This is a genomic window from Pseudomonas sp. NFACC37-1 (assembly GCF_900101575.1).
GTDB classification, from domain to species: Bacteria; Pseudomonadota; Gammaproteobacteria; order Pseudomonadales; family Pseudomonadaceae; genus Aquipseudomonas; species Aquipseudomonas fluorescens_AA.
Window position 1 is genome coordinate 130122 of the sequence record NZ_FMUZ01000010.1, and the last position, 19217, is coordinate 149338.

Annotated in this window: 16 protein-coding genes; 6 read left to right on the plus strand and 10 right to left on the minus strand. The window is 62.4% G+C overall.

Going from position 1 to position 19217, the window contains the following annotated elements; genetic code table 11:
- Positions 1 to 45: 45 nt before the first annotated feature.
- Positions 46 to 1575, minus strand: a complete 1530-nt coding sequence (locus tag BLP82_RS13880; RefSeq protein WP_092168672.1) for an NCS1 family nucleobase:cation symporter-1 — start codon at positions 1573 to 1575, stop codon at positions 46 to 48.
- A 452-nt stretch (positions 1576 to 2027) separates the two neighbouring features.
- Positions 2028 to 2771: a phosphoadenylyl-sulfate reductase gene (locus BLP82_RS13885; protein WP_092168675.1), complete on the minus strand. Its 744-nt coding sequence runs from the start codon at positions 2769 to 2771 to the stop codon at positions 2028 to 2030.
- Between the two features lie 174 nt (positions 2772 to 2945).
- Here BLP82_RS13885 and thrH point away from each other — a divergent pair, with 174 nt between their 5' ends.
- Positions 2946 to 3563: a bifunctional phosphoserine phosphatase/homoserine phosphotransferase ThrH gene (thrH, locus tag BLP82_RS13890; RefSeq protein WP_092168678.1), complete on the plus strand. Its 618-nt coding sequence runs from the start codon at positions 2946 to 2948 to the stop codon at positions 3561 to 3563.
- A gap of 118 nt (positions 3564 to 3681) precedes the next feature.
- Here thrH and pabB read toward each other — a convergent pair whose 3' ends face one another.
- The 4 genes from pabB to BLP82_RS13910 all read right to left on the minus strand — a co-directional run bounded on the left by pabB (position 3682) and on the right by BLP82_RS13910 (position 8429).
- The gene (gene pabB / locus BLP82_RS13895; protein ID WP_092168681.1) at positions 3682 to 5046 is read right to left on the minus strand and encodes an aminodeoxychorismate synthase component I; all 1365 of its coding nucleotides are present in this window, start codon (positions 5044 to 5046) and stop codon (positions 3682 to 3684) included.
- Positions 5047 to 5368: 322 nt separating this feature from the next.
- Positions 5369 to 6355, minus strand: a complete 987-nt coding sequence (locus BLP82_RS13900; protein WP_092168683.1) for an alpha-L-glutamate ligase-like protein — start codon at positions 6353 to 6355, stop codon at positions 5369 to 5371.
- Complete coding sequence (locus BLP82_RS13905) at positions 6355 to 7887, minus strand: osmotic stress tolerance membrane protein RloB (protein WP_060741350.1); 1533 nt, start codon at positions 7885 to 7887, stop codon at positions 6355 to 6357. The genes BLP82_RS13900 and BLP82_RS13905 overlap by 1 nt, the downstream gene beginning before the upstream one ends.
- A 5-nt stretch (positions 7888 to 7892) precedes the next feature.
- Positions 7893 to 8429, minus strand: coding sequence for a retropepsin-like aspartic peptidase RloA (locus BLP82_RS13910; RefSeq protein ID WP_053186065.1), 537 nt, complete (start codon positions 8427 to 8429; stop codon positions 7893 to 7895).
- Between the two features lie 283 nt (positions 8430 to 8712).
- Between BLP82_RS13910 and BLP82_RS13915 the strand changes: the two genes are divergently transcribed.
- From BLP82_RS13915 to prpF, 5 genes are all read left to right on the plus strand, one after another.
- Positions 8713 to 9426: a GntR family transcriptional regulator gene (locus BLP82_RS13915; protein ID WP_053186063.1), complete on the plus strand. Its 714-nt coding sequence runs from the start codon at positions 8713 to 8715 to the stop codon at positions 9424 to 9426.
- Positions 9423 to 10307 (plus strand): methylisocitrate lyase, encoded by an 885-nt coding sequence (prpB, locus tag BLP82_RS13920; protein ID WP_030137801.1) that lies wholly within the window; start codon positions 9423 to 9425, stop codon positions 10305 to 10307. Before BLP82_RS13915 ends, prpB begins: the two co-directional genes overlap by 4 nt.
- A 136-nt stretch (positions 10308 to 10443) precedes the next feature.
- Positions 10444 to 11571: a bifunctional 2-methylcitrate synthase/citrate synthase gene (gene prpC, locus BLP82_RS13925; RefSeq protein WP_063325004.1), complete on the plus strand. Its 1128-nt coding sequence runs from the start codon at positions 10444 to 10446 to the stop codon at positions 11569 to 11571.
- A 180-nt stretch (positions 11572 to 11751) separates the two neighbouring features.
- Positions 11752 to 14343 carry a Fe/S-dependent 2-methylisocitrate dehydratase AcnD gene (acnD, locus tag BLP82_RS13930; protein WP_092168686.1) on the plus strand — a complete coding sequence of 864 codons (2592 nt, stop codon included), beginning with the start codon at positions 11752 to 11754 and terminating at the stop codon, positions 14341 to 14343.
- Positions 14344 to 14395: 52 nt separating this feature from the next.
- Complete coding sequence (prpF, locus tag BLP82_RS13935; RefSeq protein WP_092168689.1) at positions 14396 to 15589, plus strand: 2-methylaconitate cis-trans isomerase PrpF; 1194 nt, start codon at positions 14396 to 14398, stop codon at positions 15587 to 15589.
- Between the two features lie 131 nt (positions 15590 to 15720).
- Here the strand turns inward: prpF and BLP82_RS13940 are convergent, their stop codons facing one another.
- From BLP82_RS13940 to BLP82_RS13955, 4 genes are read right to left on the minus strand one after another with little or no spacing between them, the layout of a single operon-like run.
- Positions 15721 to 16617: a metal ABC transporter solute-binding protein, Zn/Mn family gene (locus BLP82_RS13940; RefSeq protein WP_092168692.1), complete on the minus strand. Its 897-nt coding sequence runs from the start codon at positions 16615 to 16617 to the stop codon at positions 15721 to 15723.
- Positions 16618 to 17517 (minus strand): metal ABC transporter permease, encoded by a 900-nt coding sequence (locus BLP82_RS13945; RefSeq protein ID WP_014339414.1) that lies wholly within the window; start codon positions 17515 to 17517, stop codon positions 16618 to 16620. It lies immediately after the preceding gene.
- The gene (locus BLP82_RS13950) at positions 17517 to 18269 is read right to left on the minus strand and encodes a metal ABC transporter ATP-binding protein (protein ID WP_092168695.1); all 753 of its coding nucleotides are present in this window, start codon (positions 18267 to 18269) and stop codon (positions 17517 to 17519) included. Before BLP82_RS13950 ends, BLP82_RS13945 begins: the two co-directional genes overlap by 1 nt.
- Positions 18266 to 19195 (minus strand): metal ABC transporter solute-binding protein, Zn/Mn family, encoded by a 930-nt coding sequence (locus BLP82_RS13955; RefSeq protein WP_060741357.1) that lies wholly within the window; start codon positions 19193 to 19195, stop codon positions 18266 to 18268. Before BLP82_RS13955 ends, BLP82_RS13950 begins: the two co-directional genes overlap by 4 nt.
- Positions 19196 to 19217 lie beyond the last annotated feature (22 nt).

Here is a 19217-nt window from a genome sequence, read left to right on the forward strand (position 1 = left end):
TGATGCATGAAAGTAAGCGGCCCGTACCGGTCGGGCCGTGACGGATCAATGATGAACGTTATCCACAGCGATGGATTCGCCGCTGACGTCCTCGTAATACGGTTCGCGCTTGGCGATGATCAGGTACAGCAGCCCTGCAATCGAAGCGCCAATCAGCCAGGAAAAGGGTGAAACGGCTTCAAAGCCGGGCACCAGGGCCAGGATGATCGCGATCAGCGCGGCCGGAATGAACGCCGCCACCGCACGCAGGTTGACGCCCTTGCTGTAGAAATACGCACCGTTTGGGTCCTCGCTGTACAGTTGCGGCACGTTGATGCGGCCTTTTCGCAGCAGCCAGTAGTCGACCATGATCACCCCGTACAGCGGCCCGAGCAGGGCGCCGAGGCCGGACAGGAAATACACGATTACCAGCGGGCTGTTGTACAGGTTCCACGGCAGGATCAGCACGGCAATGGCGGCGCTGATCAGCCCGGCGCGGCGGAAGGTCAGGTATTTGGGTGCCAGGTTGCTGAGCACGAACGCCGGGGCGACGAAGTTGGCCATGATGTTCACCGCCACGGTGACGATCAGGAAGGCCAGGCAGCCCAGCACCAGAAGGAACGTGTTGGGGATCGAGGCGACGACCTGGGTCGGGCTTTCGATGATTTGCCCGTTGATCTGGAACTGCGCACCGCAGAGCAGGATGGTGATCCCGGCAAACACCAGGATGTTCACCGGCAGGCCCCAGAAATTGCCGACGATGATGGTTCGGCGGCACGGCGAGGAGCGGGCGAAGTCGCAGAAGTTGAGGATCAAGGTGCCGTAGATCGACAGCCACAGCGCGCCGCCGGCAAAGATATTGCGCCACATTTCGCCACCGGTCAGCGGCTCGCGGATCGACCAGGCAATGGTGGCGCCGGCCTGGGTATACATCCAACCGGCCAGGGCCGCGACGGTCACGAGGATCACCGGACCGGCGAAACCTTCATAACGGCGCACCGTCTCCATGCCGTAGGCCAGGATCACCAGTTGCACGAACCAGATCGCCACGAAACACACCCAGCCCAGGCTCGACAGGCCCAGGATCGAGTCGCGATCGTAGTCGGCGAAGCCCGGGTGGATCGCCACCAGCAACACGCGGAACACCACCGACGCCAGGTAGGTCTGGATCCCGAACCAGGCAATCGCAATGACCGCCCTGATCAACGCAGGAATTTGCGCGCCGTGGATCCCGAAGCTGATCCGGCTGATCACCGGGAACGGTACGCCGGTCTTCTGCCCCATGTAGCCGGACAGGTTCATGAAGCCATACACCAATGCCGCGCCTATCCCCAGGGACAGCAAGATCTGCCAGCCACCCAACCCCAGGGCATAGAGGCCGATGGCGAAGGAATAGTTGGCAATGTTGTGCACGTCGTTGGTCCACAGGGCAAAGATGCTGTAGCGGCCCCAGCGGCGACCTTCGGCCTTGGTGGGCGCCAGGTCCTTGTTGTGCAGCCGCGGGCTCAAGGCCAGGGACGCTGCGGCGTTGTCATCGGGGGCAGGGGTGGAGGAGGGCAGATCCAGCGCGATGTTATTGGAGAGACTTGTACGCATTCCGGCAGGCTCCTGATTCTCGGCGCTGCGATGACTGTGCATGAGCGCGGGGCTCGACAAATCTTCGTCGCGGCGGGCGAGCATCATTGGTTACGGGGCATCTGCAGCCTGTACGGGATAGGGCGCTTCAGGCTTGCGGATCTAAAGTGTGTGTATGTTTTATGAATGTTGTATACAAAACACTTGTCGACTCAAGCCAGATTTATGCCACTTACGGATCTATCCAAGGTGACGCTAATTTCGTTTCGTTATGGTCTTTGAGTAACTAGCTGAAATACGGCGATTTAAAGCTGACCGTTTAAACAGGTATTTATTTTTTGGCGAACGCCAGTGGAGGAAGGAGGCCAGGTGGAGCGGGGAATTGGGTGTAACTTTTCGGGGCAGTGACGACATAAGTGCACACAAAAATGCCACTTGTGGTGACATTTTTGTGTACAGAGGACGACGACCGCTTAGACGGTCTTGGATTTGGCAATGATATTCCCAGCGTGCAGCCCGCATTCTTTCTGCGTGGCTTCTTCCCACCACCAGCGACCTTCGCGTTCGTGCTGATTCGGCAGCACCGGGCGGGTGCAGGGTTCGCAGCCGATGCTGATGAAGCCGCGTTCATGCAGGCTGTTGTAGGGCAGTTCCAGCATGCGGATGTAGCCCCAGACTTCTTCGCTGGTCATCTGCGACAGGGGGTTGAACTTGTACAGGGTGCGCTCGGGGGTGGAAAACGCCGTGTCGATTTCCAACACGGTCACCTGGCTGCGGGTGCCGGGGCTCTGGTCGCGGCGCTGGCCGGTGGCCCAGGCACGGACATCGTTCAGCTTGCGGCGCAGCGGCTCGATCTTGCGGATGCCGCAGCACTCGCCGTGACCGTCCTTATAGAAGCTGAACAGGCCTTTTTCCTTCACGAAGGGTTCAAGTTTCGTGTAGTCCGGCGAGACCAGTTCAATGTCGATCTTGTAGTGCTCGCGCACCTGATCGATGAAGCGATAGGTCTCCGGGTGCAGGCGACCGGTGTCGAGGCTGAACACCTTGACGTTCTTGTTCAGTTTCCAGGCCATGTCCACCAGCACCACGTCTTCGGCACCACTGAACGATATCCACAGGTCGTCGCCGAACTCGGCGAAGGCCAGCTTGAGGATGTCCTGGGGGGACTTGTTGGCATAGGTCGTGGCGAGTTCCACGACGTCGAACGATGGGCTCATCAGGGCGGTTTCCTACAGGTCGGTGGCGCTGGGCGCTCTATATGGGGCTGATGGTAACAAAAGCTGTCGGGGCTGGCGCGCTCCTGTGCGTTGCGCGGGCACTGGCGAATGGCTAGAGTCGGCAGGCCTTTTGTCCGCTCAACCGATAAACATCAGAAAAAATGGGAGTGTCTTGTGGAAATTGCCTGTCTCGACCTGGAAGGTGTGCTCGTCCCGGAGATCTGGATCGCCTTCGCCGAAAAAACCGGGATTGAATCCCTCAGGGCAACCACTCGGGACATTCCCGACTACGACGTGTTGATGAAGCAACGGTTGCGCATCCTTGATGAGCATGGCCTCAAGCTCTCCGACATCCAGGAAGTCATCGCCACCCTCCAGCCGCTGGACGGCGCCATCGAATTCGTCGACTGGCTGCGCGAGCGCTTCCAGGTGGTGATTCTTTCCGACACGTTCTACGAATTTTCCCAACCGTTGATGCGCCAGCTGGGCTTCCCGACTTTACTCTGCCATCGCTTGATTACCGATGACAGCGGGCGGGTGACGGGGTACCAGTTGCGTCAGAAAGATCCCAAGCGCCAGTCGGTTCTGGCTTTCAAGAGCCTGTACTACCGAGTGATTGCGGCGGGCGATTCTTATAACGACACCACAATGCTGGGCGAAGCCGACGCCGGGATTCTGTTCCATGCGCCGGAGAACGTGATCCGTGAATTCCCGCAATTCCCGGCGGTGCACACGTTTGCCGAGTTGAAGCAGGAATTCCTCAAGGCTTCGAACCGCGATCTCAGCCTGTAAACCAGAGCGGGTTGATCGTTCCCACGCTCCGCGTGGGAATGCCGCCCCTTGGACGCTCTGCGTCCGCTTGTGACGCAGAGCGTCACTAAATGCATTCCCACGCGGAGCGTGGGAACGATCAGTGAGGCCTAGGAGTTGTTCGGAGGTTCTGCAAGGTTTCCAGCAACACCCGAACCTTGGTAATCGACTCCTGATACTCGGCCTCCCAGTCCGAATCCGCGACAATCCCGCCGCCGCCCCAGCAGCACACCTGCCCATCCTTGACCAGCAAACTGCGGATGGCGATGGAGCTGTCCATTTCCCCGCGCACGTCCAGGTACAGCAATGAGCCGCAATACAGCCCGCGCCGGGTCGGCTCGAGTTCGTCGATGATTTGCATGGCGCGGATTTTCGGCGCGCCGGTGATCGAACCGCCGGGGAAGCTGCCGGCGATCAGGTCCAGGGCGTCCTTGTCGTCGGCCAGTGCGCCGGTCACGCTGCTGACCAGGTGATGCACGTTCGGGTAGCTTTCCAGGCTGAACAACTCTGGCACCCGCACCGAGCCGATACGGCAGGTGCGGCCCAGGTCGTTGCGCAGCAGGTCGACGATCATCAGGTTTTCCGCCCGGTCCTTGGGGCTGGCCAGCAGCTCGGCGGCGTGGGCCGCATCTTCCTCGGGCGTTGTGCCGCGGGGGCGGGTGCCTTTGATCGGCCGGGTTTCCACCTGGCCTTCGCTGACTTTGACGAAGCGCTCCGGGGACAGGCTCAGCACCGCGCCGCCCTCCGGCAGGGTCTGGAAGCCGGAAAACGGCGTCGGGCAAGCCGCCCGCAACGCCTGGTAAGCGGCCCAGGCATCACCCTGGCAGGGCGCGCGGAAGCGTTGGGCAAAGTTGACCTGATAGCAGTCGCCGGCCTGGATGTATGCCTGGATACGTTCGAACGCCTGTCGGTAGGCTTCGGCACTGAGGTCCGGCGTCATCGGGCCTTCAAGGCTGAACGAGGGAGCGGTTGCGGTGGTCGGTTGGCTGAACAACGCGATCAGGCGCTGGCGTTCGCCTTCGCCACAATGGGGATGGAACACCAGTTGGCTGGTGCCCGCCTGGTGATCGCTGATCAAAGCCCAGTCGTACACGCCAAAACGCGCGTCGGGCAGTTGCAGGTCGTCCTGGGCGTGGGACGGCAGGGTTTCGAGGTGTCGGCCGAAGTCGTAGCTCAAGTAGCCGATCAGGCCGCCGGCGAAGGGCAACTGTACCGTGGCCGGCAGCGCCGCATCGCCCAGTTGCGTCAGCTGGATGCGCAGGCGTTGCAGGAAATCGCTGCCGCTCTCGTTCGGCAACACCGCCAATTGTGCCAGCGGCCAGGCGCTGAGCAGATCGTAACGCCCACGCTCGGCACTCGGCCGGCCACTGTCGAGCAGCACGCTGCCCGGGGCATGACGGATCGCCGCGAAATACTCGGCGGGATTGGTACGGTAGGGCAGCGGGTGTACGGAGCAGGTTGGCATGGGCGGGGCGGGTCAGCCATTCAGGCGGGGGAGCGATTGTAATCCCCTGTAGGATTTGCTCCTAGGGGGATGTCGGAGATGAGCACGTCTGGGGCTGTCGAAGATGACTGGGGGGAAACATTTGTGATGAGAACATTCTGTGGCGAGGGGATTTATCCCCGCTGGGTTGCGTAGCAACCCTAAAATCTGCCACCCCGGTACATCAGGTTGGTTGCATCTGCCTGTTTGGGGTCGCTTCGCAACCCAGCGGGGATAAATCCCCTCGCCACAAGTCCACAATGTCCCCGGTCCAAACAATTTGCAGTGTGCAGGTTTAGAGAGATCACCCTTCAACCGGCGGAATATGCCCAAACAACTCCTGGGCAAACGCCACGCGTTCTTCCGCGGTTTCGATAACGCCCCGTTCCTTGAGTTCTTCCAGGCGGGCTTCCACCGCGTGGGTGCGCAGGGTCAGGCCGCAGTCGTTGGCGATCTGGATGTTCAGGCCCGGTCGGGCATTCAGTTCCAGGATCAACGGCCCTTTCTCCTGGTCCAGCACCATGTCGACGCCGATGTAGCCCAGCCCGCACAGTTCATAGCAACCGGCGGCCAGTTTCATGAAACCGTCCCAGTAGGGCAGTTGCACGCCGTCCACCGCGTTGGTGGTGTCGGGGTGTTTGGTGATGATGTTGTTCAGCCAGGTGCCGCGCAGGGTCAGGCCCGTGGCGAGATCGACGCCCACGCCGATGGCGCCCTGGTGCAGGTTGGCCTTACCACCGGACTGCCGGGTTGGCAGCCGCAGCATGGCCATCACCGGATAGCCCATCAGCACGATGATGCGGATGTCCGGCACGCCCTCGTAGCTGATGCTCTTGAAGATCTGGTCCGGCGTCACGCGGTACTCGATCAGCGCCCGGTCACGGTGTCCACCCAGGGAATACAGGCCCGTGAGGATGCTGGAAACGTGGTGCTCGATTTCTTCATGGCTGATGATCTTGCCGGACACCGTGCGGTAGCGGCCTTCGAAGCGGTCGGCGATGACGATGATGCCGTCGCCGCCCGCGCCCTGGGCCGGCTTGATCACGAAGTCGGTGCGCCCGCCGATGATGTCGTCGAGCTTGTCGATTTCTTTCTCGGTGGAGATCACCCCGTACAGCTCCGGCACATGGATGCCGGCGGCAATCGCCCGTTCCTTGGTGATGATCTTGTCATCGACGATGGGGTACAGGCTGCGCTTGTTGTACTTGAGCACGTAGTCGGCGTTACGCCGATTGATGCCCATGATGCCCCGCGCTTCCAGGGCCTTCCAGGTCTTCCAGAAGCCGAACATCAGGAGTCTGCCTTGAGGAAGGCCTTGAACCGGACCAACTCGGTCAGGCGGTAGCCGCGATAACGTCCCATGGCCAGCATGAAGCCCACCAGGATCAGCAGGATCGCCGGGAAGGTGAACACGAAGTACACGAGTTCCGGCACGCTCATGATCAGGTGCGCCAGGGACGCGGCGAACAAGGTGCCGATGGCGACTTTCATCGCGTGGCCGGCGCCGCGTTCTTCCCAGGTGATGGACAGGCGTTCGATGGTCATGGTCAGGATCACCATCGGGAACAGCGCCACCGACAAGCCGCGCTCCAGGCCCAGCTTGTGGCTGAACAGGCTGATGGCGGCGATCAGCACTACCACGAACGTCAGCACCACCGAGAGCCTTGGCAGCATCTGCAGCTTGAGGTGCTCCAGGTACGAACGCAGCGACAGGCCCAGCGTGGTGATCACCGTGAACAGGATGATGCCGAAGCCCAATTGGGTTTCACGGAAGGCCAGGGCGATCAGCACCGGGGTAAAGGTCCCGAGGGTTTGCAGGCCGATCAGGTTGCGCAGGATCAGGATCACCAGCACGCCGATCGGGATCATCACCATGATCATGAAGGTTTGCTGGGTTTGCAGCGGCAGGCCGTAGAGCGAGTACTCGAGGAAGTTGGCGTCGGTGTTCTCGTCCGTCAGCTTGGCCAGGCGGATGGCGTTCATTTCGCTGTTGTTCATGCTGAAGGTGACGGTGGCTTTCTTGCCGCCATCGACGGTGATCAGGTTTTCATCGCCGGTCCACCACAGCAGGCGGTCGGTGGGCAGGCCCTGTTCGCCGGAGTCCGGGTTGAAATACAGCCAGTCGGTGCCGTTGAAGCTGCGCAGCCACAGTTCGGGCGTCTGCGGCTGATCGGCCACCAGGCGGATGGTGTGGACCTTTTCCACCGGCACGTGGGCGATGGACAGCACCAATTCGACGATGCGCGCCTTGTTGGCCGAGGAAGGATCACCGGCCAGCAACAGCTTGACGTTGTCGTCGTTGAGGTTGTTGACCCGCTTGATCGCTTCGCTGATGAACGTCTCGACGTCGGCCGAATGTTGGCGGATCGGCGCAAGCAGGGCTTCGGCGGCCAGTTTCTCCGGGCCTTCGACGGCGATGCTGTCGCGGAAGGTCGGGCCCTTGACCTTGGTTTTCTCGGCGCTGTAGCGCTTGGTCAGTACCAGGCGGTAATACAGGGTCTGGTTACCCTTGGCGCGACGGGCTGACCACGTCACTTTGCGGTTACCGTCGACCCGGTTCACCGCCACGCCGTAATTATTGGAAATGAAACTCTCGTTGAGACTCACGTAGTCGCGGCTCAGGGGCGGCACGAACATCTGGATCTTCACCGGATCCTTGGCGTTGGGCACGAATTCGACCTTGGCGTCGATGTTCCACAAATCGTCGGTGGCGTCTTCGGTGACCGGGATGCCGAGCACGAAAATCTGATAGGCCGTCACCGACAGGCCCAGCACCACCAGGATGGCGATCAGCATTTTCAAATGGAGGGTAAGGGAGCGCATTGGAATTACTCTGCGGTTTGAGCGGCATTGGCGCAGGCGGGTTTGCCGGCAGCGTATTTAAGACTGGGGTCGACCAGCGCGTCGAAGCGTTTGAGCGCCTCGGAGCCGATCAGCAACGGGTATTGGAAGGCGCTGCGGTCGGTCAGGTTCACTTCGATGCTGCGCAGGGCCGAGCCCATGCAGATGTCCAGTTCGATGACCGGCCGGGCCGTGTATTTCTTGCCTTCTTCCGGGTCGTAGTCACCGGCGCGGCGCTTGATCTTGCTGACCCGGGCCAGCGGACGTTCGATGGGGTGCGAGTGGGCTGCGTCGATGGCCAGGTAAAAACGCACCCAGGATTCGCCATTGCGCTTGAAGCGCTTGATGTCCCGGGCGCTGAGGGAGGCGGTCTTGGCGCCGGTGTCGAGCTTGGCGGCGACCTCCAGGTCGATACCCTGCAGGGCGGCGTATTCGTTGAGGCCGTACACGGTTTTTTCACCCGCCACGGCAAGCCCCGGCAGGCACATGAAGTAGAAAGCGGCAGATAAGGGCTTGAGTGTCATAGATCCTGGTGCGCAGCGTTCCGTTTATCGGTTCAGGCCCTGGCATTACTGCACAAGCTCCCTAGGCAGCCTTTCTCTAATAAAAGGAGAGCGGCGAATAACCGCGGCATTCTAGCACGGTGGTTTTCTGACGCCACCGCTGGCCGGAGGCTACGAGTCTTCATGCAACAAGGTTATCTCCAGGGCGTTTATTAGACGATTGTCGACAATGTTGATTTTTGTTTTGACGTAAAGGTCGTATTTGGTTAGTTTTTGCCATATTGATTTTCAAGGTGTCGACAATATGCTCGATCAGCTCGAAACCCCGGTGATGGTCCAGGACGACTCGGAGACCCTGTCCGAGAACGTCTTCCGGCGTATTCAGGCCGCCATCGTCAAGGGCGAGATCGCCCCCGGCAGCAAGATCTCCGAGCCTGAGCTGGCGCGTACCTACGGCATTAGCCGCGGGCCGCTGCGCGAGGCCATTCACCGCCTGGAAGGCCAGCGCCTGCTGGTGCGGGTGCCTCACGTCGGTGCCCGGGTGGTGTCGCTGAGCCACGCCGAACTGCTGGAACTCTACGAAATCCGTGAATCCCTCGAAGGCATGGCCTGCCGCCTGGCGGCCGAACGCATGACCCTGGAAGAAATCGACGAACTGCGCCGGGTGCTGGAAACCCACGAGCGCGATGCGGCGTTCCAGGCCGGTGTCGGTTATTACCAGCAGGAAGGCGATTTCGACTTTCATTACCGGATTATCCAGGGCAGCGGCAACCGCACCCTGACGCAGATGCTGTGCGGCGAGCTGTACCAACTGGTGCGCATGTACCGGATCCAGTTCTCCACCACGCCCAACCGTCCGCGCCAGGCCTTTGCCGAGCACCACCGGATACTCGACGCCATCGCCGACCGTGACGGCGAACTGGCTGAATTATTGATGCGCCGGCACATCGGCGCCTCCAAACGCAATATCGCGCGTCATTTCCAGGACAGCGCCGCCACTGAACGAGGTGAGTCATGAGCAACAGCACTCCAGGCCAGCGTTTCCGCGATGCGGTCGCCAGCGAGCATCCGCTGCAAGTGGTGGGCACGATCAACGCCAACCACGCGCTGCTGGCCAAGCGCGCCGGTTTCAAGGCGATCTACCTGTCGGGCGGCGGCGTGGCGGCCGGTTCCCTCGGCGTGCCGGACCTGGGCATCACCGGCCTGGATGACGTGCTGACCGACGTACGGCGTATCACCGATGTGTGCGACCTGCCGCTGCTGGTGGACGTGGACACCGGCTTCGGTTCCTCGGCGTTCAATGTGGCGCGCACGGTCAAGTCGATGATCAAGTTCGGCGCCGCGGCGATTCATATCGAAGACCAGGTCGGTGCCAAGCGTTGCGGCCATCGTCCGAACAAGGAAATCGTCTCCCAGCAAGAGATGGTCGACCGCATCAAGGCCGCCGTCGATGCCCGTACCGATGACAGTTTCGTGATCATGGCCCGTACCGATGCCTTGGCGGTGGAAGGCTTGGAATCGGCCCTGGACCGCGCCGCCGCGTGCATCGAGGCCGGTGCGGACATGATTTTCCCCGAAGCCATCACCGAGCTTGAGATGTACAAGCTGTTCGCCAGCCGCGTGAAAGCCCCGATCCTGGCCAACATCACCGAATTCGGCGCGACCCCGCTGTACACCACCGAACAGTTGGCCGGTGCCGACGTGTCCCTGGTGCTCTACCCGCTGTCGGCCTTCCGGGCCATGAACAAGGCGGCCGAGAACGTCTATACCGCGATCCGCCGCGACGGCACGCAACAGAACGTCATCGACACCATGCAGACTCGCATGGAGCTTTACGATCGCATCGATTACCACACCTTCGAGCAGAAGCTCGATGCGTTGTTCGCGGCGAAAAAATGAAAAGATCGCAGCCTCGCTTCGCTCGACAGCTCCTACAGAGTTGGGCCGCGTAGGAGCTGTGTAGGAGCTGTCGAGTGCAACGAGGCTGCGATCTTTCCCCCCCATTCTCTACAAATCTAAAAAATGGAGACAGCAAATGGCCGAAGCAAAAGTACTCAGTGGCGCCGGGCTCCGTGGCCAGGTGGCCGGGCAAACCGCATTGTCCACCGTGGGCCAATCGGGTGCCGGCCTGACCTATCGCGGCTACGATGTTCGCGACCTGGCGGCAGATGCGCAATTCGAAGAGGTGGCCTACCTGCTGCTGTACGGCGAACTGCCGACCCAGGCACAGTTGGACGCCTACACCGGTAAGCTGCGCCAGCTGCGCGACCTGCCCCAAGCCTTGAAGGAAGTGCTGGAGCGCATTCCCGCCGACGCCCACCCGATGGACGTGATGCGCACCGGCTGCTCGTTCCTGGGCAACCTGGAACCCGAGCAGGATTTTTCCCAGCAACATGACAAGACCGATCGCCTGCTGGCCGCGTTCCCGGCGATCATGTGCTACTGGTATCGCTTCAGCCACCAAGGCCAGCGCATCGAATGCGTGACCGACGAAGTGTCCATCGGCGGCCACTTCCTGCACTTGCTGCACGGCAAGAAGCCGAGCGAGCTGCACGTCAAGGTGATGAATGTCTCGCTGATCCTCTACGCCGAGCACGAATTCAACGCCTCGACCTTCACCGCCCGGGTCTGCGCCTCCACGCTGTCGGACCTGTTCTCCTGCATCACCGCCGCCATCGGCTCGCTGCGTGGCCCGTTGCATGGCGGTGCCAACGAAGCGGCGATGGAAATGATCGAGCGCTTCAGCTCACCGCAGGAGGCCATCGAAGGCACCCTCGGCATGCTGGCGCGCAAGGACAAGATCATGGGCTTCGGCCACGCGATCTATAAGGACAACGACCCGCGCAACGAGGTGATCAAGGGCTGGTCGAAAAAACTCGCCGACGAAGTGGGCGATACCGTGCTGTTCCCGGTGTCCGAAGCCATCGACAAGACCATGTGGGAACAGAAGAAGCTGTTCCCCAACGCCGATTTCTACCATGCCTCGGCGTACCACTTCATGGGCATCCCGACCAAGCTGTTCACGCCGATCTTCGTCTGCTCGCGCCTGACCGGCTGGGCCGCCCACGTGTTCGAACAACGCGCCAACAACCGCATCATCCGACCGAGCGCCGAATACACCGGCGTCGAACAGCGCAAGTTCGTGCCAATCGAGCAACGCTGAGCTGGAGGGCGCTGACGCTAATTGCTGTGATCGTTCCCACGCTCTGCGTGGGAATGCCGCCCGGGACGCTCCGCGTCCCTGTGACGCAGAGCGTCACTGGATGCGTTTCCACGCAGAGCGTGGGAACGATCATGGTCGTGGCAAGCGCCTTTCTGAAACCACCGTGACCGAGTCCTGACGATGAACACAGAATTTCGCAAACCGCTGCCTGGCACTTCGCTGGATTATTTCGACGTTCGCGAGGCCGTGGAGGCCATCCGCCCCGGCGCCTACGACGGCCTGCCGTACACCTCCCGCGTGCTGGCGGAAAACCTGGTGCGTCGCTGCGACCCGGCCACGCTGCGCGAGTCGCTGCTGCAACTGATCGAGCGCAAGCGCGACCTGGATTTCCCCTGGTTCCCGGCCCGTGTGGTGTGCCATGACATCCTTGGCCAGACCGCCCTGGTGGACCTGGCCGGCCTGCGCGACGCCATCGCCCTGCAAGGCGGTGACCCGGCGCAGGTCAATCCGGTGGTGCCGACCCAACTGATCGTCGACCACTCCCTGGCGGTGGAAAGCGGTGGTGCCGATCCGCAAGCCTTCGCCAAGAACCGCGCCATTGAAGACCGCCGCAACGAAGACCGCTTCCACTTCATCAACTGGACCAAGAAAGCCTTCAAGAACGTCGATGTGATTCCGCCGGGCAACGGGATCATGCACCAGATCAACCTGGAAAAAATGTCGCCGGTGATCCAGCAGCGTGACGGCGTGGCGTTCCCCGACACCTGCGTCGGCACCGACAGCCACACCCCCCACGTCGATGCCTTGGGCGTGATTGCCATCGGCGTCGGTGGCCTGGAGGCCGAAAGCGTCATGCTCGGTCGCGCCTCGTGGATGCGCCTGCCGGAAATCATCGGCGTCGAGCTGACCGGCAAGCTGCAGCCGGGCATCACCGCGACCGACATGGTGCTGGCGCTGACGGAGTTCCTGCGCAAGCAAAAAGTCGTCGGGGCATGGCTGGAGTTTTTCGGTGAAGGCGCCAGTGCCCTGACCTTGGGCGACCGTGCGACCATTTCCAACATGGCCCCGGAATACGGCGCTACGGCGGCGATGTTCCATATCGATCAACAGACGATCGACTACCTGAAGCTCACCGGACGCGAAGACACCCAGGTGCAGTTGGTGGAAACCTATGCCAAGCACGTGGGCCTGTGGGCCGATAGCCTCAAGGGCGCGCAGTACGAGCGTGGCCTGACCTTCGACCTGTCCTCGGTAGTGCGCAACATGGCTGGCCCGAGCAACCCCCACGCCCGCGTCGCGGTGTCGGAGCTGGCCGCCAAAGGCATTTCCGGCCAGTGGGACGATGTGCCCGGGCAAATGCCCGACGGCGCGGTGATCATCGCCGCCATCACCAGTTGCACCAACACCAGCAACCCGCGCAACGTGATCGCCGCAGGCCTGCTGGCGCGTAACGCCAATCGCCTGGGCCTGGCCCGCAAGCCGTGGGTCAAGTCGTCCCTGGCACCGGGCTCGAAAACCGTGGCGCTGTACTTGGATGAGGCCGGCCTGACGTCCGAACTGGAGAAGCTGGGCTTCGGCGTGGTGGCATTTGCCTGCACCACCTGCAACGGCATGTCGGGCGCGCTGGACCCGATGATCCAGCAGGAAATCATCGACCGCGACCTGTACGCCACCGCCGTGTTGTCGGGCAACCGCAACTTCGACGGGCGTATTCATCCGTACGCCAAACAGGCGTTCCTGGCCTCGCCACCCCTGGTGGTCGCTTATGCCATCGCCGGGACCATCCGCTTCGACATTGAAAAAGATGTGCTGGGCGTGGTGGACGGTCGCCAGATCCGTCTCAAGGACATTTGGCCGAGCGACGAAGAAATCGACGCGGTGGTCAAGGCTTCGGTGAAGCCGGAGCAGTTCCGCCAGGTATACATTCCGATGTTCGCCATCCAGGAAGACACCGGGCCGAAAGTGACGCCGCTGTACGACTGGCGCCCACAAAGCACCTACATTCGTCGTCCGCCGTACTGGGAAGGGGCGCTGGCCGGTGCTCGGCCGCTCAAGGGCATGCGTCCGCTGGCGGTGTTGCCGGACAACATCACCACCGACCATTTGTCGCCGTCCAACGCCATCATGCTGGACAGCGCCGCTGGCGAGTACCTGGCGAAAATGGGCCTGCCGGAAGAGGACTTCAACTCCTACGCGACCCACCGCGGCGACCACCTGACCGCGCAGCGCGCCACCTTCGCCAACCCGAAACTGTTCAACGAAATGGTCCAGGAAAACGGCAAGGTCAAGCAGGGCTCCCTGGCCCGCGTCGAGCCGGAAGGCAAGGTCATGCGCATGTGGGAGGCCATCGAGACCTATATGGAGCGCAAGCAGCCGCTGATCATCATTGCCGGCGCCGACTACGGCCAGGGTTCGTCCCGGGACTGGGCGGCCAAGGGCGTGCGCCTGGCCGGTGTCGAGGCGATCGCCGCCGAAGGTTTCGAACGCATCCACCGCACCAACCTGGTGGGCATGGGCGTGTTGCCGCTGGAGTTCAAGCCCGGCACCGATCGCAAGACCCTGGGCATCGACGGCAGCGAAGTCTATGACGTGATCGGCGAACGCACGCCGCGGGCGACGCTGACCCTGGTCATCACTCGCAAGAACGGCGAGCGCATCCAAGTACCGGTGACCTGCCGTCTCGATACCGCCGAAGAAGTGTCGATCTACGAAGCCGGGGGCGTGTTGCAACGCTTTGCCCAGGACTTCCTGGAATCGGCGGTGGCTGTTTAAATCGCTTGGGTGGCCCGTTCTCTGGCCGCCCCTTTTTCAGGAGTTAGAGCACATGGCTCACTCGCCTCAAATCAAGATCCCCGCGACCTACATGCGTGGCGGCACCAGCAAAGGCGTGTTTTTCAGTTTGCAAGACCTGCCCGAAGCGGCTCGCGTTCCTGGCCCGGTCCGCGATGCCCTGCTGCTGCGGGTGATCGGCAGCCCCGACCCGTACGAGAAACAGATCGATGGCATGGGCGGCGCAACGTCCAGCACCAGCAAGACCGTGATCCTGTCCAAGAGCACCCGGGCCGACCACGATGTCGATTACCTGTTCGGCCAGGTGTCCATCGATAAGCCGTTCGTGGACTGGAGCGGCAACTGCGGCAACCTGTCGGCGGCGGTGGGGTCGTTTGCCATCAGCAGTGGTTTGGTGGCGCCTGACCGTATTCCGCAAAACGGCGTGGCCGTGGTACGGATCTGGCAGGCCAACATCGGCAAGACCATCATCGCCCATGTGCCGATCACCGAGGGCGTGGTGCAGGAAACCGGGGACTTCGAACTCGACGGCGTGACCTTTCCAGCGGCCGAAGTGCAATTGGAATTCATGGACCCGGCGGCCGAGGAGGAGGGCGGTGGTGGCTCGATGTTTCCCACCGGCAACCTGGTGGATGACTTGGAAGTGCCCGGTGTTGGCACCTTCAAGGCAACGCTGATCAACGCGGGGATCCCGACGATTTTCATCAATGCCCGCGATGTCGGCTACACCGGCACTGAATTGCAGGGGGCGATCAACAGCGATCCCAAGGCGTTGGCGATGTTCGAAACCATTCGCGCCCACGGTGCCTTGCGCATGGGCTTGATCAAGCACCTGGACGAAGCGGCCCAGCGCCAGCACACACCGAAAGTGGCGTTTGTCGCGCCGCCGGCGGATTACCTTTCCTCCAGCGGAAAAGCCGTGGCGGCGCGGGATGTCGACTTGCTGGTGCGGGCGTTGTCCATGGGCAAGCTGCACCACGCCATGATGGGCACCGCAGCGGTGGCCATCGGCACGGCCGCAGCGATTTCCGGCACCCTGGTGAACCTGGCCGCCGGCGGCATCGAGCGTAACGCTGTACGCTTCGGCCACCCGTCCGGCACCCTGCGCGTCGGCGCCGAGGCCAGCGTGGTCAACGGCGAATGGACCGTTAAAAAAGCCATCATGAGCCGCAGCGCGCGGGTGTTGATGGAAGGGGTCGTGCGGGTGCCGGGGGATGTTTTGGGCTGACAGCCAGCCTCAAGTGAAACCTGTGGGAGCGGGCTTGCTCGCGAATGCGATCATACAGTCAACTTTTATGGCGACTGACACACCGTCTTCGCGAGCAAGCCCGCTCCCACACAGGGATTGCGTTTCTGCAATCAGCCCTTCTTCGTCAGCGCCGCGACCACCAGCCCTGCATTACTCTCCAGTTCCGCCACCGGGTCGTCGGCATCGATGCTGAGCACCAGCAACTGGCTGCCGCCCTCGGCAATGGCTGCCTTCAGCGCATCCGAAGGCTGGCGATGATGGAGCACCAGCGCCACGTCGTTGTCCTTCAACGTCGTACTCAATTGCTTGAGGGTTTCGGCGGTCCACTCGGCATCGGGCCGGGTATCGGTGCTGATGGCGTCCAGATTGAGCCCGCTGATCAGGTAGCCGAAATGCTCGCTCAGGCTGACCACGCTCAGGTTATCGGCGCTGGCGAGGCGTTTTTCGCTGTCGGCGCTGAGTTTGAGCAGGCGCTGCTTGAGTGCCGCCAGGTTGGCGTCGATTTTCGGTTTGTCCGCCGGGGCCAGGCGCACCAGGTCGGCGGCGATCACGTCGGCCATGCGCCCCAGGTTATGGCTGGCCATCCACGGCTGGCTCGCCAGGCCATCGGCCATGCCCGGTTGCACGGCGATACCGGGAAGGGCGCCGTCCACCGGGCGCGCGGCATCGACTTCGACGATGCGGATATTGCTGCGTCGGGCCATGGGGTACAGCGGATCGTCCGGCCATAGGGAGCGCAGGCCGATCACCCCATCGGCAGCGCTCGCCAGTTTGCTCAAGGCCGGCGCACCACGACCGCTGAAGTAGGCACTCTGGCGGGTGCCGGGCAGATTGGCGGGCGCGGCCCGTTCCAGGCTGACCTCGGTGCCCTTGAGCAAAGCTTCGCCCAATCCATAGGTGACTGGCAGCGATGCCAGCAGGCGAATCTTTTCGCTGGCGAATGACGAGGTGACGGCCACGCCGCACAACGCGACGGCCAGGGTCAGTTGTCGCAATGAAAAAACCATTTATCCAAGATTCCCTTTGAGGCTGGGGACGACACCACGGGCGATGGCGCTCAGGGCGAAAGCGATGCCGGCCACCAGGATGATCGCGGCGCCGGACGGGATCGGCAGGTCGAACACAATCGGCGCGAGGATCCCGCACAAAGTGCTGACGGTGGCGATCAGCACTGAACACCAGAAAAAGCCTTTCAGTGATTGACTGAGCAAGCGCGCCGCCGCGGCGGGAATCACCAGCAACGCGCCCACCAGGATGGCGCCGATGACTTTCACCGCCGCCACGGTGATCAGCGTCACCAGGACCACGAACAGGTAGTCCAGGGTCTTGACCGCCACCCCGCGCACCGCCGCCAGTTGCGGGTTGAAGCTGGCGAGCATGATGCGGTTGTACAGCGGCAAGGCCAGGGCCATCACCAGCGAGCCGACCACCGCCAGCACCAGCAGGTCATTGCCATTGACCGTCAGCACCGAGCCGAACAGTACGTTTTCCAGGATGTGCACATTGATCTTGCCCGCCAGGATCAACAGCAGGCTGGCGCCCAGGGCCAGGGACACCGACAGGAAGACGCCGATCAGCGTGTCGGGCGCCAGGCCGGTGCGGTTGCGCAGGTAATTGAGCAGGATGCCGAACAACAGGCAGTAGCCGAACAGGCTGCCGTAAGGCCCGGTGTAGGGTTCGCCGAGCAGGATGCCGATGGCCACGCCGGTGAGCGCCGCATGGCCCACCGCCTCGGAGAAAAACGCGAAGCGCTTGACCACCACCAGCGTGCCGAGGCCGCCCAGCACCGGGCCGATCAACAGCCCGGCCAACAGCGCATTGACCACGAACCCATAGGCCAGCGCTTCAGGCAGGTAACCGGCCGAGGCCCAGCCTTGGACCATCAAACGAAAGGCTTCATAACTCATCAGGCCGCGCTCCCGTTCGTGCGTGGATGGGTGGAAAACAGCGTCAGCAGCCGTTCCGGGGTCAGGGTCTGGCGTGGCGGGCCGTCGAACAGCACGCGGCGATTCAGGCCGGTGACACGGTCGGCCAGGCGTCCGACGGCTTCCAGGTCATGTTCGATCCACAGCACGGTGATCCCGGCCTGGCGCCAGTCCTGCAGCAACCGTTCGAACACCTGGATACCGGCCTCGTCCAGGGCCGACATCGGTTCATCCAGCACCAGCAATTGCGGCGAGGGAATCAACCCCTGGGCCAGCAACACCCGCTGGCGCTCGCCGCCGGACAGCGCGCCCATGCGCCGCTTGCGCTTGTCCTGCATGCCGACCCGCTCCAGGGCCTGGCCGATGGCGCCGGCGTAATGCTTGCTCAAGCCGAGAAAGGCCGGCCGCCGCTGACACATCGCCGCCATGAAATCATCCACGGTCATGGGCAGGCCCCGGTCGAATTCCAGCGCCTGGGGTACGTAGCCGATCACTCCGGGTTCGCCCGGCCATTGCAGGCTCAAGCGTCCCTGGTGCGGCATCTGCCCCAGCAAGGTCTTGATCAGCGAACTCTTGCCGCCGCCATTGGGACCGACCAGGGCATGGACGCTGCCGGGCACCACCTGAAAGGCCACGTTGTCGAGAATGGTGGTGCGACCCAGGTTCAGGCTGACCTCGGCGAACTCGATCAAGGGGCCGACGCGTTGCAGGGTGAGGGGTTCTGGGACAGTCATGCGCCGGACTCCTGGATCGCCCGGACCACGGTGTCGAGGTTGCCGGCCATTTCCTTTTCGTACTTCTCGGCGCTGTAGTCGCCGTAGGAAATGTGCGAGAGCGGGTACAGCTTCACGCCCGACTCACGTTGGATGGTATCGACGTAGGTGGAGGGGAAATCCATCTCCGAGAAGATCACCTTCACGTCCAGCTCCCGCAGTTGGTCGATGGTTTTCTTCAATTGGCTGGGGCTCGGTTCGATGCCATGGGCCGGCTCGACCACGGCGGTCACTTCCAGGCCGAATTCGCGCAACAGGTAGTCGTAGGCGGCGTGCACCGTGGCGACCCGCAATTCGGCATTGGGGGCCTGGGTCAGCTTCGCCAGGGCGGCGGCGCGCATCTGCCGCAGGCGTTTGCCATAGGCACGGGCGTTCTGGGTGTAGGCCTTGGCGTTGTCCGGGTCGAGCTTGCCCAATTCCCGGGCGATGTTATTGACCTGGGCGATGGAGGCGCTGATGGACAGGAAGGTGTGCGGATTCACCACCTTGCCCGCGCCTCGTGCCGCCGTGCCGGTGGCGGCCAGCAGGGGCACGTTTTCGTTGGCCTCGATCACTTTCACGTTCGGGGTTTCGCTGGCGGCGATCATGCGGTCGGCGAAGTCGTCATGGCCCACGCCGTTGAGCACGATCACGTCGAGGCCGCTGATGCGCTTGATGTCTTCGGCCCGTGGTTCATAGGCGTGGGGGTTGAAACCCGCCGGTATCAGCGGCACGACCTCTGCCTTGTCGCCGACGATGTTGGCCACGTAGCTGTAATACGGGTGCAAGGTGATGCCGATGCGCAGGCGCTTGGCGGTTTCGGCGCTCACCGGCGAGGTGAACAGGCAGGCCAGCAGGCCGATCAACAGCAAGCGCAGCAAGGGTCGGCGTTGGGATGCAATAGGCATGGGCAAACGGTCTTCTCTCGAA